General features: G+C 51.1%; 12 protein-coding genes. 11 read left to right on the top strand and 1 reads right to left on the bottom strand.

All coding sequences use genetic code 11. From position 1 onward, the window contains the following. The first annotated feature begins 252 nt into the window (after nt 1–252). A complete protein-coding gene (locus K6V26_RS27270; RefSeq protein WP_007485338.1) occupies nt 253–1,467 on the top strand; it encodes a tyrosine-type recombinase/integrase in 1,215 nt (404 codons plus the stop codon). Nucleotides 1,468–2,046: 579 nt separating this feature from the next. Here K6V26_RS27270 and K6V26_RS27265 read toward each other — a convergent pair. Further along, on the bottom strand, nt 2,047–2,892 hold the full coding sequence (locus K6V26_RS27265; RefSeq protein WP_005805222.1) for an AraC family transcriptional regulator: 846 nt from the start codon (nt 2,890–2,892) through the stop codon (nt 2,047–2,049). A gap of 493 nt (nt 2,893–3,385) precedes the next feature. Between K6V26_RS27265 and K6V26_RS27260 the strand changes: the two genes are divergently transcribed. The 10 genes from K6V26_RS27260 (at nt 3,386) to K6V26_RS27215 (ending at nt 16,957) form a co-directional block, all read left to right on the top strand. Further along, nucleotides 3,386–3,997, top strand: coding sequence for a DUF3575 domain-containing protein (locus K6V26_RS27260; RefSeq protein WP_005823195.1), 612 nt, complete (start codon nt 3,386–3,388; stop codon nt 3,995–3,997). A 55-nt stretch (nt 3,998–4,052) separates the two neighbouring features. Then, entirely contained in the window at nt 4,053–5,555 is a 1,503-nt protein-coding gene (locus K6V26_RS27255; RefSeq protein ID WP_009040577.1) for a hypothetical protein, read from the top strand. 55 nt (nt 5,556–5,610) lie between these two features. Then, nucleotides 5,611–7,044: a hypothetical protein gene (locus K6V26_RS27250; RefSeq protein ID WP_009040576.1), complete on the top strand. Its 1,434-nt coding sequence runs from the start codon at nt 5,611–5,613 to the stop codon at nt 7,042–7,044. A 194-nt stretch (nt 7,045–7,238) separates the two neighbouring features. Then, nucleotides 7,239–8,153, top strand: a complete 915-nt coding sequence (locus K6V26_RS27245; RefSeq protein WP_100721775.1) for a FimB/Mfa2 family fimbrial subunit — start codon at nt 7,239–7,241, stop codon at nt 8,151–8,153. Then, on the top strand, nt 8,153–9,565 hold the full coding sequence (locus K6V26_RS27240; RefSeq protein WP_032536714.1) for a DUF5042 domain-containing protein: 1,413 nt from the start codon (nt 8,153–8,155) through the stop codon (nt 9,563–9,565). The genes K6V26_RS27245 and K6V26_RS27240 overlap by 1 nt, the downstream gene beginning before the upstream one ends. Nucleotides 9,566–9,601: 36 nt before the next feature. Beyond that, nucleotides 9,602–12,844: a fimbrial protein gene (locus K6V26_RS27235; RefSeq protein ID WP_224264337.1), complete on the top strand. Its 3,243-nt coding sequence runs from the start codon at nt 9,602–9,604 to the stop codon at nt 12,842–12,844. Between the two features lie 211 nt (nt 12,845–13,055). After that, a complete protein-coding gene (locus K6V26_RS27230; protein WP_008640868.1) occupies nt 13,056–13,889 on the top strand; it encodes an RteC domain-containing protein in 834 nt (277 codons plus the stop codon). A gap of 234 nt (nt 13,890–14,123) precedes the next feature. After that, entirely contained in the window at nt 14,124–14,534 is a 411-nt protein-coding gene (locus tag K6V26_RS27225) for a helix-turn-helix domain-containing protein (protein ID WP_008640869.1), read from the top strand. After that, entirely contained in the window at nt 14,497–16,623 is a 2,127-nt protein-coding gene (locus tag K6V26_RS27220) for a bifunctional DNA primase/helicase (RefSeq protein WP_032573024.1), read from the top strand. The genes K6V26_RS27225 and K6V26_RS27220 overlap by 38 nt, the downstream gene beginning before the upstream one ends. Then, nucleotides 16,598–16,957, top strand: coding sequence for a helix-turn-helix domain-containing protein (locus tag K6V26_RS27215; RefSeq protein ID WP_008640871.1), 360 nt, complete (start codon nt 16,598–16,600; stop codon nt 16,955–16,957). Before K6V26_RS27220 ends, K6V26_RS27215 begins: the two co-directional genes overlap by 26 nt. The last annotated feature ends 53 nt before the right edge of the window (nt 16,958–17,010 follow it).

Raw genomic sequence — 17,010 nt, 5'->3', positions numbered from 1 at the left:
GGGATGTATTGGGACATGCTTTACCATCTCACCCTGTTCCATTTTTCATGTTTGGCAAGTTGAAAAAAATCCTATACATACAAGACGTACCGTTCCCTTACCGACGGGTCTGGAACCGACTTCCCGTCTTTCGTGCAATTTTCCCGCTTGGTTACTGAACTTTTTTGGTCTTTTTCCGATTTGATGCATATAAGTTTATGCTTCCTTTCCAGGAAACAAGGAAGCGTCAAATGTCTAACTAATAAAAAACTTATGGCAACAGTTAAAACAGTATTGGTAAAAGGAAGGAGCAACCGGTCCGGCAAATTCCCGTTAGTCGTGCAGGTTCTTCACAAGCGAAGGAAAAAGGTTGTTTATACAGGATTCAGCATCCCGGATACCCTGTTTGATCCCGTAAAAGGGAGGGTTATCGACGGCGGGGAAAACACCCCGGAGTCGATTCGGAGGATCAACAACAGGTGCGAAAGTATCTCAAGGGTACTGTTAAAGTGTATTTCAATGATAGAGAAGAAATCCCGGGAATACGAAATAGAGGACGTATTCAGGACTTACGGCGTGTTAACCCGCGAAGCCGGTTTTTATTTCTATTTTTCACGGAAAATCCGAGAGCTTCGTGAATGCGGTCATGAGGGAACAGCCCGGGCATACGCCTCCAGCCTGCGTTCCATGCAGAGGTACCTGGGAAAAAAGGATTTTCCTTTCATAAAACTCTCTTCCCGGATCATTTCCGACTACCAGGGGAAACTACTCGCTTCGGGTATATGCGATAACACCATTGGTTTTTATCTGCATAATATCAAGGCTCTTTTCAGGAAGGGATGTCGGGAGATGGGCCTGGAACTTCCTTGCCCATTTCGCGATATAAGCATTAAAACGGAAAAAACTCTCAAACGCTCCCTTGATCCGGTTGTGATTAAAACACTATCCGCAATTGAACTGGAAAAGGACAGCCCATTATCTCTTGCCCGGGACATTTTCATGTTCAGCTTTTACACGCGTGGAATGTCATTCGTCGATATTGCATTGCTAAAAAAGAGGCATGTTTTCCCGGGTGAAATCTGTTACAGGCGTCACAAGACCGATCAATTGATGCGGGTAGGTATAAACAAGGAGATCAGTCGTATCCTGGAAAGATACAAGAATGTACCGGGAGAATACATCTTCCCGTTGTTTCCGGCAGAACGGGATCCGTACGCTGGTTATAGAAGTGCCTACCATAGGATTCGTTACTCCCTGGGAAAGATTTCCCGGGTCATTGGTTTGGAATTCCCGCTGAGACTTCATGCGGCCCGCCATTCATGGGCCACGATAGCCAAGGTGAACGGTGCCTCGGTTCATGTTATTGGTGAGTGTCTGGGGCATACGTCGGAAAAAACGACCCGAATCTATCTGAAAGAACTGGATCATTCCGCACTGGATGCGGTTAATAATCAAGTGGCTGACTTCATTTTAGCGGTGGATGATTGACCGGGCCCGACCGCGAAAGATATCAGCTCAAATTCTTCAGTTCCCGTCTGGACGATGGACGGCGGTTAACCACTCCCAAAGAGGCTTTTACCACCGATAATTTTACCATTCCCGGATGTTTCTGTAAATCCCGCCTTGGTGCACGTGGCGGGATTATACAGGAAAAAAAGGAACACCTTATTTAGCTAATTTATCTTATACCGTCTTCAATTGAAAGATGGCTACGAGAGGGATTTACATGTTATGGTATCTACGTTTTGGACCGGCATCTGTTGGGTAAACAGATGATTTAATGGAATAATAATATTTTTCTACATTAGTTAAATTCTATTATCTAAGATATTTTTTTCACTTTAATTATAGTATATTATCACAATATACGTATATTTGTTCCTGTTTCTTCACTCTCTCCCGTAGAGAGTGGAAAATCAAAAAAAAACTTACAGTATGTGTTAAAAAATAGCGTAATCCTTTTTTTATTTGGATTACGCTGCAAATTTAAAGACAATAATTTTGTTGGCTGTTTCCGTTTTGGCTCTATTATTTATCAATTTCTTATCTCCCCCATTCAGAGATTGTTTAACCGCCTTTTATCTGCTGTCTTAACTCTCTGGGAGAACATCCCAGACATCTTTTGCAAAATCTGGAGAAGTGTGCAAGAGAGGAAAACTCCAGTTCATTGGCAATGGTTCCCAACGGCAGGTCTGTAACTGAAAGTTTGTATTTGATTTCTCCCAACAACTGTTTCTGCATCCATTCGGCTGGAGCCTCTCCAAACTCCGCGGAAAACTGTCTTTTGAAGGCGGAAAGGGAGATATCACAGGCCGATGCGAGTTCTTTTACGGTCCTGCAACTTTTGTAATTGTTCAAGACCTTATTTTTGAAGTCTTGCGAACGGCCTATAATCATATAGAAAAAATTCGCAAGTTCCTGTCTGGAATAGTAAAAGCGAATGTTCCAGAAAAGTTCCTTGAGTTTTATTTCGTGAAAATGGATACAGTTCGCTCCATCTTCCAGATAACACACCAGTAGTTCAAGAAATTTGCATAACCGATCCCTGATTTCAAGAGGTTCCATACGATATTCGACAATTTCCCTCAGGTGGTATAACTCTGAAAAGGAGGCCCTTTGACAGGGCCATACTCCCCCCTCGAACAGGGCAGCCACGACTTCACATTTTTCCAGTGATTGGGTGTTAAACAGGCTGTCACGGCAAAAAAAGACCATCTCTCCTGATGAAACAGTGAACTGAAAACCGTTGCAGGAGAATTGCAGACTTCCCTTGAGTACGAACAGGATACAATCTTTTACCAATTCCTCCTCGTGGTTCAATCCTTCGTCAAATTTATAATACCGGAATCCCTCCTGCATAGATTTTGAGTAATTATAACAAGACGTGTGCTCGTTCAAATAAAAAAGTTCCATTGTTTCTGTTTTTGTTGCCTAATGAAAATATTAGTAATCTTATTTTCAGTTAGTTATATGATAAAATCTGTCCATGTTTCATCTTTTATTTCTTTTTGGCATCTATAACCGCTTTCCAGAGCGGATTTTGAAAAATTTTCCACTCTCTACGGGAGAGAGTGGAAAATAAGAAAGTCATCGAATAAAGGTTTACATTATGCGAATGAGTCATGAGATATTCAACATGGAATGGTCCAACAGGGATTCGATTTACCTGCATACTCGGGACGGTGTCCTCTATTCGGCTTTCGCCGGATCGGCTGAAAGACTTTTAAGTCTCGTGGGCGGGTTGCGTCCCTGCAGGTCCTTCTGGTGCGGGCAGGAGTTTCCGGCCGTCCACTCTATACGTGCAAGAAAGATTCTGGAGTTTTTTCCGGGAAGCTGCATTTTTATTAATGATTATTACATAAGGATAACTTTGGCTTGTCCTCTTATAAAATAAAGTAACGAAACAATGAATAACAGTATGATGAAACCGTTTTTTCTTCTGGTGTTTTTGCTTTGTTCGGCTGGTGCCTTCTCTCAAAAGGTTGCCTTGAAGAACAATCTGGCCTACGATGCCTTGAAAACTCCCAACCTCTCCTTGGAGTTCTCCATGGGGCGTAAATGGACCCTTGACACACAGGTGGGTATGAATTTCTTTTTCTACACGCGGGACGCCACGTCTTCCCGGTACAAGGCAAAGAAGTTCAGTCACTGGCTTGTCCAGCCGGAGCTCCGTTATTGGACCTGTGACGTTTTCAACGGCTGGTTCTTCGGGTTGCATGCCCATGGCGGCCAGATGAATATCGGAGGTGTCGATGTCCCCTTCGTGCTTCAGAAAGGGGACGGAAACATGAAGGACCACCGTTACGAGGGTTATTTCTGGGGAGGCGGGTTGAGCGCCGGTTACCAGTGGGTGCTTTCCAACCGTTTCAATATCGAGGCCTCCTTGGGTATCGGTTACGTGCACGCCCGTTATGACAAGTACAAGTGTACCACCTGCGGGCAGAAGCTGGGCAAGGGGGATGCGGACTACATAGGTCCCACCAGGGCCGCCATTTCAATTATTTACATGTTGAAATAACTCCCTGAATCCGGGGACACAATTTTTTATTCTATCATGCTAAAAATGTATATCAATGAAACCTTACCATATTAACAAGAAGCAAATCCTTATCATGGGCTGCCTGGGAATGTTTCCCTTGTTTTCTTCCGCCCAGGACATTTTATCAACGTCAGGTACCTCGCGTTGGGATTATTCAAACAGCCGTGTGGAGCGTGAACCGGGTAGAGATGCGTTGGATATTACTTTCAGTGTCTTCCCTCTGGCAGGGCTTGGAAGCCAGGAAGTCGCTTACCTGTTCCCCGTCTATGTCTCGGCTGACGGGCGTGACAGCGTCCGCCTCGAACCGGTCTGCGTGGCCGGCAAGAGAAGATATAAGGTGATCAAGCGTCGAAAGGCGTTGGGCAACCTGAAACCCGGTAACCCCGGATCCGGCGAGGTCCGTTCCGCCAAGGTGCTGGAAAGTTCGGGCCTGACTGTGAAAAGGAGCGTCCCTTTTGAACGGTGGATGGCTGACGGGCGTCTCGTTGTCAGGGAGGTGTCGTACGGCTGTGCCGAGTGCGGCACGAACGAGAGCGAGGATATTGCCTTTCAGGCCGGTATCCCCCTCTTCGGGGAAAAGGATTATGCTTACAGTTTCATCGAACCGGAAAAGGTCATGATCAAATGCTACAAGGATTCCTTCGACTGTAAGGTGGTCTTTCCTGTTGCACGCCACGACCTGCAGGAAGATTTTGCAGGCAATGCTCAGGAGCTTGACAGGCTGAAGAAGTTTCTCTCGGAGAACCTGAATATTCAAGGAACGTCACTCAAGGAGGTACATATAAAAGGCTATGCCTCTCCCGAGGGGAGCTTCGATTACAACAGGTCCCTCGCGCAACGACGCACCCAAACCCTTTCAGATTATATTTCGCGTCAATACCCCGCCTTGAAAAATGCACCGGTTTATCGTACCGAGGGTATCGGGGAGGACTGGGAGGGTCTTAAATCGATGGTCAGCGGCTCCACCCTCGTCAACAGGGACGAAATTCTTTTTATCATCGGACATAACGAGCGTGACACGGAACGCGAGGAGGCCATCCGTGCCTTGGATGACGGCAGGAGCTATCGCCTCCTCCTCGAAGAGTTCTACCCGGGACTGCGGCGCACGACTTTCGGTCTCAGTTTTGACGTGAGACCTTACACGGTGGAGGAACTTCCCGAAATTTTTGAAACGAAACCCGAGTGTCTCAGTCAGCACGAGATGTACCAGCTGGCCGGACTGTACGCTTCCCGGGGGATGTCTCCCCTTCCGGTGTACGAGAGGGCCTACGGGCAGTTCCCGGATGACGCCGTGGCAATCCTGAATTACGCCAACGCCCTGTTGAAATACGGGCAGGATGCGGACGGCGCGTTGCGGGTGTTGGAACCGGTAACGAATGACAGCCGTGCTTTCTTTCCCATGGCCGTTGCCTATAACATGAAAGGTGACTGGAGGAAGGCGGAAGAATTGATCAAGAAAGCCGGTATGGCCCAGGGCAAACAAAAACTCTCAGGGGAGCCCGGGGACGGTGGAAACAATCAGCAGATAGAGATGTAACTCAGACATAGTTATATATAGTATTAGTAATCTTAATTTAAAAACAATTCGAATTATGAAAGTAATGAAGTATTTTGCAGTGGCCTCGTTGGCGTTGTTCGCTGCATGTAACAACGAAGAGAATCCGGTAGCGCCGGAGAGTGGCAACCAACCGGTTGATGTGGTGATGTCAGTGGCATTACCCGGTCCGGGCACACGTGCCGCCATGGGCGAATTGCAGAACACCGCCAACGACCAGGATGCGGCATCGGTTGAAAAACTGCATGTGTACTTGGTGGCTGGGGAAGACATTGTCCTGTCGAAGGAATTTACAAAAGATACTGATGATTTTACCAAGCTGACTTCGGCTACTGCCGTGGGTGCAGAGGCAACGACGGGAGGTTATAAATTCCTTGACGTGGACAATGGCGTGACAAAGGCACTTGTTATCGCTAACCCTCAGGGAGCGTTGGTTGACGGTGAGGGAAAGACTGTTGCTGAAATCAGCAAACAACAGCTGAAAGCCCAAATTAATGAAGTGATTTATGCCGGTTCTGAAACACTTACCACTGTTGGCGCCGAGCCTTATGGCGTCAATCCTCAGGAAGACAAACGTACCGTGAAGAAGGCCGAGCTCACCTTGACCGCCAGCATGAACCGCTTCCAGGTGACCGGTACCAAGTTTGTCAAGGTTATCTGGAAAGACGGGAAAAAGACCGAGGCTGAACAATGGTGCACGACTTGGCTGGCCAAGGATGAAAATAAGGGAAAGAGCAGTGCCGAAGCGTGGGCCGCTTTCAAGGCTGATGCCGCAGGCTTCAACGGCCAGACATGGGACGGCAAGTCCGACATTGCCCAACAGGCCAGCCTGAGTCAATGGCTGCAGGTTGTCGAAGTGACCACTGCAAACCAAGGTATCCTGATGAACCGTTTCAGCAGAACGCTCTCTGTTCCTCAACTTACAGTGGAAGAAGAGGCAAACTGGTTCTGGGCCAAGACCTACGCCGGAGACCGCTATAAATTCGAAGACGGCACGTTCAAACCCGACGGTAACACGGACTTGTCGGAAGTGGCCTCCTATTTCAATGCAGCGGGTTTCGATTTCGCACAGGGGGCAAAGGCCGCAGCGTTTAACTTCTTCGTGAACGGCATTACGGGTTACGGTAAGGAAAACAACGCTCCAAAACTTGCTTTCGTTTTCAAGACAGGTGACGACGGCGTATCCGCCGACAGACGTTTTGTCGTTATATCCGGTTACGCGAAGGCAGAAGGTGAAACTGCAGGCACGACGGATCTGGAAGCCGGCAAGGGCGGTTACCTGATCAATCTGGATCTCGCTGCGCTGAACGGGGGCCAGGGTATCCTCGTGGATGTTGACCCGAGCATTCCTGAAGGTGTGACTCCCGAACCGGGCGGACAGGGGGATTTGGAGGACGAGAACGTGAACGTCATCGTCCGTGTCGAGGTGCAGCCTTGGACCGCTGTGAACGTATTCCCCATCCTTGACTGATACAGATAGAGAGTAATAGCCGCTTGCCGGAGCGCTTTTCCCGTATCGGCCCTGACAGGCCGGTACCGGAATCCGCCCCGCACTCTCGGGGAGGGGAAAGTTTGTCCCCTCCCTTTTTTATTACCCGCGGGAGGGAAACGTGTCCTCTCTTTCGGGAAAATTACAGTATTGATTTATAATAATTAGTGTAAAGTATGAACATAAGAAACATACCGACCTGGCTGGGCCTGTTGGCCGCTTTATACCTCGTGACCGCATGTGACCGGGTGTATGACGACCTGAGCGGCTGCCTTGGCAACACGATCGTCTTCTCCTACCTGGCCGATGACAACCAGGAACATCTGCAGGAATACGTGGATGACATTGACGTCTTCATCTTTGACGTCGGGAACGGGGCCTTGGTGGAGAAACACCACCTGGAGGGAGAACAGCTGCTTTCACCGCTGGAGGTCAGGCTCCCGGAAGGTGATTATAAAGTAGTGGCCGTGGGCAACGCGTTGAACGAGACGGTTATCGGGGATGGTGCTTACGGTGAAGCGTCGGTTTCCCGGCCCGAACTGGCGGAAAAGGACGGATCGGCGGCCGGCACGTTTGACAGGCTATACCTTGGGGAAACCACCATCACGTCGAAGGTCATGAACGACTCCCGTGACGTGGTAAGACTTTATTCCCAGCACGTGAAAATCCATGCGGTAGTCCTTCCCGACGACGATGAGAACGCCGGGACCTGGTACGAACAGAACAAGGGGACGGGCTTCCGCCTGACGATGGAAACGCTCTCAGCCCGTTTCTCCTTTTCCGGGCAGCGTTCCGGAGAAACATCCTTCGACCTTCCGTTTTACACGGGAGGAAAAAACGACCGTTTCGTGCTTGATTTCAATACCCTGCGCTTCAAGGACGGGGACCCGCTGACGATCCGTCTTATGCAGGGAGATAAGGTTCTCTGCACGGTAGATGTCGCGGAATATATCGCTCTGTATCCCGACCAGATACGGATAACGGGGCGGCAGGAAGCGGTGCTTCCACTGTTCTTCCGCCAGAATCCCCGTTCTCTGACAGTAAGTGTAAAACCCTGGGAAGCCGTTGACGTGGTTCCCATAACCGATTGATGAATATTATGCTGAAAGATACTAAATATACTCGCACGGTAAGGGCCTTGAGGAACTTTGTGATGACGGTGTTGCCGCTCTTTTTCCTTGCCCTGACAGGATGCCGGAACGAAGAAGATATCCCGGAACGGCTTTCCGGAGAGGATGACGTGACCGTCAGGCTGAACCTGTCAACCCGTGGCGTAACAGCCGGGGGAAGTGAGATGCTGGACCTTTATTCCTCCGATCCGGCCAACTGGTATAAAACCGGCACACTGTTTCCCCAAGCCCCCGCACAGCCCAGAATAGCACTTATGGTTTTCAACAAGGAGCAGAACCGGTATGTGTACAGTCGCCTGCTTCCTTTCAGTTCGGGCAACGCGGAGGGGGAATATCAAACCAAGATACGCATCCCCAAAGGCGAGAGTGAATTCTATGCTTTCTATGCCCCCAACCAGACAGGAAAGGACCTGCCCTATTATACGCCCGGAGGAATCCTGCAGAACGCGGTTCCATGGGACTTCCTCGGGGAAGGCATGGAGGAGGTGGACAGGGAGGATATTGTCGAAGCCGCATTCCCTGCCATCATCAGGGAGCAGGATGATGGCAGTCTCGGCATTCCGGTGGACAACCCGTATGATGGTGTGACTCCTTCCCCGTCGGATGAGAAGATTATAGATTGGACAACAACTTCCAATATCTCTTGGGATGACGCTCCCGGAATATCCAACAGGTTGCATATGGGCATGCTTTCGGGAAAGCTGTCCACGGCCGTCCAGCCCGCTTCCGGGGAGCAGGTGCAGGATATCACAATCCCGCTGTTCCGTGATTTCTCCCGTGTCAGGATATACATCGCAAGCATTGCACCCTTTGAGCAGATCATTTATAATTATAAAAGGATTGCCTTTTTGAACTTTCCGGTACTGATGTCTCCCTCTTTCAGGGAGAATGACTCGGACGGCGGCCAGCTTGCAGGATCCACCCCGGGAGCGGGAAAGAACACGGAGCATACGGGCACGTATTCCTATGGAATAAAAAATGAAGCGCAACTGACCATCTACGAGGCCCCCCTCAATGCCGGCGGAGAGATTGACTATACGAAAATGGACGCCCAAAAATACGAGCAGTTCTTCCTTCCCCAGTACCTGGCCCCGTATATTCCGGAAGCCAATTCCTGGCAGGAAGGACACCCTCACCCGAAGATACAGCTGACAGTGGAGTATTATACAGGAGGAGACATCTCACAGACCAGGACAAGGACCTTTTTGCTTGACATTGGCGAGGAAAGTTCTCCCGGGGTGTATTCCGGCCCCATTTACCCGAACCGAGATTATAAGGTATTCATGGTCTTGCCGGAAGCCGCGGACAGAGAGATTATCTACCGGGTCGAATCCTGGGAGCGGAAGGATGTGGAGTTCCCTCCTTTTCAGTGATGTTCACGATTTTGTCATTATAAATTTTTATTATATATGAAAGCATATAGGCTGAAAATAACTTGTTTCATTCTTTTGTTACTGCCCGTTCTTACCTGCTGTACGGACGAGGAGCTGCTTCGGGGCAGCGGTGTCCCGGAAGGCGTGCCCACGACGGTAGATATCAGCGTGGGTACGGCAGCCAACAGGGCCAAGACACGTTCGGGCCTGCCGGAAGGCGAGGAGAGAAAGATATACGACCTTTACCTGTGGGTTTTCGATTCCCGCGGCGGCGTGGAGTTCTCCCGGGAGTATCCCCGTGCGGAGCTTTATCAGGCCGCTGCTGCCTTGGAAACGGCAACCGGCGAGAAGGACACGGATGCACCCACGAGCATGGGATTGCTGAAAAACATCCCCATTACCTCGGGAGAGAAGACGCTGGTCCTGCTGGCGAACTATAAATCGGATGGTGACGGGCTGTTTCAGGTAGAGCCCGGGATCCTGGCTGGCGTGTCGTCCCTTTCGGACATTCAGAGGGTCAAGGCGGAGATGACCGCCCGTACCCTGTTCCGACCGAACGGGAACCTGCTGATGTCAGTTACCAAGACGGAGGAGATCAGTCCCGACACCAGGCGCCTCGAGGTCTCCCTGAAACGTGCGGAGGCGAAAATCACGATCAACCTGAAAACCGGAGAGGGGCTCACGTTCGTGCCCGGGACATGGAGAGTCGGTAACGTGCCGGCTTCGACCTTTGTCACCGAGCATGTCAAGGGCAGTGACGCCGGGGCTCCCTGGGATGCCGGCGGGATGGAGATGGATTCGTACTGGTTGTCCGAATTATTCCAGTTCGAGGGCGACGCTACTACTACGTTTTACCTTCCGGAGAACCGGAAATTGGCAAAAAAAATGATAACTCCCGCCTCTCCCGGTTACAATGCGGAGAGGAAGGGGTATGACCTGCGGCAGAAACAAGTGAAGTCTCCCGTTCCCGATGCTACGGAGAAGCCGAACGTGCAGAACGGAGCTACAGAATACGCTCCGGATCTGGCTCCCTACATCGAGTTCACGGGTGAGTTACGCCAGGATATGACAACCGGTGAAGTCTCAACGGAGCGTTTCGGGAGGGTGACCTACCGCGTTTATCTGGGATACACGGCGGAGAATGATCCGGTCAACGATTATGATATAGAACGTAACGTGCACTATACCTATAACGTGACGATCAAGGGGATGAACGACCTGGTAGTGGAGGCGATGTCCGACAAGGACCGGGAAGAGGAGCCCGCTCCCGGGGTGGAAGGCCTTGTATATGACGCTCACCGCTCCTTCAGTTTTGACTGCCATTATGAACAGGGCCTGATGCGTTTCAACAAGGACGAGCTTGCCATCTTCAATCCGGATGGCAGTTTGAAGGACGACGCGATGATCTCCTTTGCCATACGCACCCCGTTCTGTGACAAGATAGTCTCTTACACGAGGGCGGAGCTGGAACAGCTGGAGGATAACGGATACGTTCCTTCAGGGGAGAAGAAGGCAGACACTGGTTGGCTCGCGTTCTTCATCCACCCGAGCACCCTGTCTGACAATGGAAACGAAACCATGGAATATTACTCCAACACGGGGGCGCATCTGCTTTCGCTGGAACAGTTTCTTTACCGACTTGTCAAAGAGCCCGATTATGTATTTAATGCCTCCACGGGGCTTTACAAGGTGACGGTTTACGCCAACGAGTATTTCTACGAGCGGAACCCCATGCGGGATGGCGCCCCCGAGGACAAGAACTTGTGGAAAACCTTTGCCAACGCCCCGGATCGGACTTTCGACCTGCTGGTGAACACGTCGCATGAAATCTCCCCCGACGGGCAGTCACGTTATCACCAGGCTGTCGTTTCCATCCGTCAGATGTCCATCAAGACGGTGTTTACGGAGGGACCCGAAGGCATGCGTGTCTGGGGGGTGGAAAACGTGAACGAGACACCGGACCTGGACTTTATGGTGAAGGCTCCGGGAGAACCGGATGCTTTTTATAATAAATATACATCCAACGGCTGGTCGAATACTTGGAAGGTGATGGCAAGGTCGGGCGACTTCAGTCAAGAGGTCATGATTGACCCGATGAGAAGAAGTAAACAAGACCAGTTATGGCAGGTCATGACGAAGGTGGACAACGCGAAGCTGACTCTCAGCAGAGACCATTATAATTTGGCAGCCAAGAATTACCACGCCGAATATGCCTGTTTCACCCCGTTTTTACGGAACCGGGATGATAACCGTGATGGCCGGATGCAGGCCGCCGAGATGAAGTGGTATATTCCTTCGGTGAGCGAGAGCGGTATGCTTCTCGTGGGGGAACGGGCGTTGCCGTTACATTCCAGGCTGCACGGGCACGCCCCCTCGGACAACGCCACAGCATTTTATATGTCAAGAGCCTTTATGGCAAGTACAAACCTTTCTTTATACTCTTCCAACCCCTATATTTGTATCTTGGAGTCCCGCAGCGTGACTCCCATCGCAAACTTTGATTATTACAAGGGAGGGAACTCACCCGGGGACCGCACCCCCTACTCGGAAGTGAGGTTGATCAGGGATCTGGGGATGCTGGAGTCTGGGGAAGAAAGCTATCACATCGAGGAGTTGGGCAAGGAACTGAACAAGTCTCTTGTCAATAACAGGACGAAAGAGGAATATCTGGTCTTTAGGGCAGATAACCTGCCATACAGCATGACGCGTGGAGTAAGAGCCATTTACGAGTTGCCCGCGCATGATGAGGACTCCCAGAGCAACACCATTTACAAGAACGGGTTTGAGGTGGCCAAGTATATCGCCAATAAGATAGATAAGCCCAAGGATTTGAATAATCCTGACAGGAAGAGCGAGTATTACTTACAGGATTGGAGCACGCTGATGGCGGACATCGAACAGGGAAACAGCCCGTGCGCCTATTATTACCAGGAGGCGGACAAGAGCGACCTGGGAACCTGGCGGGTGCCCAACGAGGTGGAATTGATCATCATGTGCGGGAGCCTGTTCGACTGGCATAACCCTGAGAAAAAGGAGGTTTACGAATTCGGTAATGACCTTCCTTCTCTGGGAGTAGTAGAATCTGAAGTTCTCCATTCTCGGACGGGATTTTCCAAGCGTAGCATGAACGGGGCAAGATCGTTCAGTGCCGGCTACCAGATGTATCTCCATGGTTATCTCCGATGGGTCACGACCGTGGATACCCAGTGGGCGGGTGACAATGACAGGCTTGTGAATAACAGGAAGGGATACGTGCGTTGCGTGAGGGACCTTGAATAGTCTGGTCCCGGGGATTGGGGAAGGAATTTCCCAGTTTTGCAGGTGTGACCGGAGGAAGCCGTATCATGGCTTTTCTCCGGTCTTTTCGATATGAGGAAAAGTTTTTTCATCGTAAAGGGCCGAAAGGAAAACCTGCGATCGAATCAAGCGAGGCATAAAAATAAATCGGGTAGCGTGAAGGTACTCACGTGCCCCATAATTAAGGAATAACATGATAGAAACGTACTTTAACAACTTGATGCAGGAGGTCGAACGTAAGATGGGCATTGAATCTTCCCGTATGGAGGGAGAGCAAGTGATACGGACTTGTCAGGAGATGGTTTCTTTTTTGAGGGAGCGATCCCGTGAGTTGAAGGACTATGTCCTAAACCACCCATTCTCCAACGTGGAAGAGGAAATCTGCTTTTTCAAGTATTACAAGCCTGCCCTGACGGGACGCCTGCTGTATTATTACCGGGTATACCAGATCGAGAGCGGTTGTTCATGTTGCCCGGAGATTGCCCGGATGCATTACCGCAAGGCTATGAAAGAATACCAGCGGAAACTGGAACGATACCTTCCCTTTTACCAGTATTACCGGAGCGGGGCGACTTACCGGGACCATTACTATTTCCGCCGTGCCAAAAAGGAGCTGAGCCCGGAAAGCGGAAGTTTTATGCTGGAGGAGGATTCGGTGATGTCAACCGGTTATGACTTGTTGGCCGCAAGACTGATAGCGGCGGAAATGTTACTTGGTTATCTGAACCGGAAAGTGCTGCTGGCAATGGAGGGGGCGTATGCCGTGCAGGAAAAGGAGCACCATTGGACGGACCGGAAGGCGGCTGCCGTGGAACTGATATATGGCATTTGGGCGATGGGTAGCGTGGATAACGGGAGGGTGAGCATTGTCGAGCTCGTGATGCTGTTCGAACAAATGTTCCATATTGACCTGGGAGACGTGTACCACACGTTTATCTCCATGCGTAACCGGAAGAACAGCCGGACAGCTTACCTTGATCAAATGAAGGAACGTTTGTTGAAACGAATGGACGAAACGGACGGATAACCTTTTGTAAAACAAGGAAGAGACTGGCAGGTTCATAGCAAGTTGCCAAATCACCTTTCCCGATACGCCATTTGGTGAAAATACAGTATATAGCCACCGTAGAGAGCCCGAATAAGGCTCCGCGGCGGTTTTTTTGTACCAGAAAAAAAACTTTGGCAGCTTGCTACGAACGTGAAAAGAAAAACGGTCGAACAGACTGACCTTTGTAACCGGAAACCAAATTATTAAAAGATTATGGAAATAATAGCAATCGAAAGCAAAGCGTTTGCTACCCTCGTGGAGAAGATAGAGGGGATAGCGGCATACGTGGAGGCGTCCGGAACAAAGGAGCGGGAGCAATGGCCGGTAGCGGATAAGAAGGGTACGAGGAAGGCAGGGCTATGGATGACGGGAAAGGAAGTGTGTGAACAACTTGAAATCAGTCCCCGTACTTTGCAGCGTTACCGCACGAACCGTATCATCGCTTACTCTATCTGCGGGAGGAAGATACGTTACCGCCGTACGGACGTGGAACAGTTCCATGAGCGTTGGATACGGGAAACGCCTGACAAGCTGGTGGACCGAATGATTGAAGCGTACCCTTTACACCAATGCAAAAGCAGATCATATGGTAAGAAAAGAGGAAATACTGGCAAAAACAGGTAACGGGCTGGAGGTGTTCCGTCATTATCTGCCCGTAAAATGGCGGGTGGGTCGAAATTTCCTGAATCCGCTGTACGCTGATGGCAGGGCCTCGTGTAACGTTTATTATGATCGCCACAGCGGGATGTACAGGATGAAGGACTTTGGTAACGGTGAGTATTCGGGAGACTGTTTCTTCCTTGTGGCGAAACTGAAAGGACTGGACTGCCGGAGTGCCGCTGATTTCGTGGAAGTGCTGCACACCATTGACCGGGAGTTGTGCCTGGGGTTGGATGGGGCCATCCCTTCCGGTACCAACAATCGGGAGGGAAGCTGCCGGACGACACGGCCCGTAACGGGTGCACGAGAGAAAAGTGAGGGGGAAAATACCGGGGAGAGCATTCCCGGGGATACTGTCACGGGCACGGAAGGGAAAGATTTATCCCGCGAGCGTCCTGGACCAAGCCCCTACCAAGTAGCTGAAAAGTCTTTCACAGAGAGAGAGCTCGCCTACTGGGGCATATCGGGCATCACGGTAGAGGTGCTGCACCGTTACGGGGTGGTGTCGCTCGCCGAGTACCGGAGCGAGACAAGGGAAGGCAAGACGTTCGGCTTTACTTCAACCCCGGCGGAACCGATGTTCGGCTACAGGGGGAAATGGGGCGTGAAGGTGTACCGCCCGTTATCGGAAGTGCGTTTCGTCTATGGCGGTCATACGGGCGACAACTACTGTTTCGGTCTGGAACAACTGCCCTCGAAGGGCGACCTGCTCTTCCTCACGGGTGGCGAGAAGGACGTGATGACGCTTGCGGCTCACGGTTTCCAAGCCATCTGCTTCAACTCGGAAACCTCGGTAATCCCGGCGAAGACCGTCCGGAAGCTCGTCTATCGCTTCAAGCACATCGTACTGCTGTACGACACGGACAAGACGGGGCTGGAATGCTCGGAGAAGCACCGGGTACAACTGTCGGAGTACGGTGTTAAACGGCTGGTACTACCGCTGCCGGGGACGAAATCAGAGAAAGACGTGACGGACTATTTTAAAGCCGGACACACACGGGAGGATTTGATGGGGCTGTTCCTGAAACTGCTCGACACGCTGTACGGGGACACGATGGCGGTACTGAAATCGTGTGAGATCGATTACGACTGCCCGCCGGAGCAGGCAGTCGCTATCGTGACCGCCGGGGACGTGCCGTTAGGCTCGGAAGAGAACATACTCTGCATCACGGGCGGAGAAGGGACGGGCAAGAGTAACTATACCGCCGCGTTGGTCGCCGGGGCAATTATGGAACGGGAGGAGGACGCGGACCTTCTTGGGGTGAAGGTGGAACCGAACCGAAAGGGGCGTGCGGTGCTGCTGTACGACACGGAACAGAGCGAGCAACAGCTCTACAAGAACACGGGGCGGCTGCTGCGGCGTGCCGGTCGGGAGAAAATGCCGCCTTACCTGCACGTGTACTGCCTGACGGGGATGTCGAGGAACGAGCGGCTGACCGCCATCATCCAAAGCATGGACAAGTACCACTACCTGCACGGGGGCATCCATCTGGTCGTCATCGACGGAGTTGCCGACCTGATCCGTTGCGCCAACGACGAGGCGGAGAGCGTGGCGCTGGTTGACGAAATTTACCGCCTGGCGGGAATTTACCGCACGTGCATCACCGCCGTGGTACATTTCGTGCCGAACGGGTTGAAGTTGCGGGGACACTTGGGCAGCGAGTTGCAGCGGAAGTCGGCGGCTATCCTCTCCATCGAGAAGGACGAGAACCCGGAGGTGTCGGTGGTGAAGGCATTGAAGGTCAGGGATGGAAGCCCGCTGGATATCCCGCTGATGCAGTTCCGCTGGGACAAACAGGCCGGGATGCCTGTCTATATGGGAGAGAAACCGAGGGTGGAGAAAGAAAGGCGCAAGGAGAAGGAACTATCTGAAATGGCACGGGCAGCGTTCGTCACGCAAAAAAAGTATGGCTATATCGAGCTATGCGAACTGATACAGGAAACCCTGGACGTGAAGGAACGGACGGCGAAGGGGTACATCCGTTACATGCGGGAAAAGGAAATTATTGAAAAGGAGGGCGACTGCTATGTATATGGACAGCGAAAAATTTGAGAATTGGATGGAGCGTATCATGGAACGTTTCGACCGGACGGAGAAGTTGTTGGAAAGAGTACTGAAGAAGAGCAACGCGCTGGATGGAGAGGAGGTACTGGATAACCAGGACCTGTGCCTGCTGCTGAAGGTCGGTATTCGCACATTGCAACGTTACCGTGCCATTGGGATACTGCCGTACTTCACTATCAGTGGCAAGGTCTTCTATCGGGTGAAAGATGTGCACGAGTTCCTCCGCAACCAGTTTGCCGCTGTGGAGGAACGGGCTGCAAAACGGAAGGAGAAGGAAGTCCGGAAAGAGGAAAGGCGCAGGAAAAAAGGCTTGTTTCCGTAAAAGTGATATTTCCTTTATGATTTCTGTTAGTGGACGGGGACTTGCCGGATCGT

Origin of the sequence: Parabacteroides goldsteinii, assembly GCF_020091425.1 — a bacterium.
GTDB classification, from domain to species: Bacteria; Bacteroidota; Bacteroidia; order Bacteroidales; family Tannerellaceae; genus Parabacteroides; species Parabacteroides goldsteinii.
This window is presented reverse-complemented; position numbering and strand designations above follow the sequence as displayed.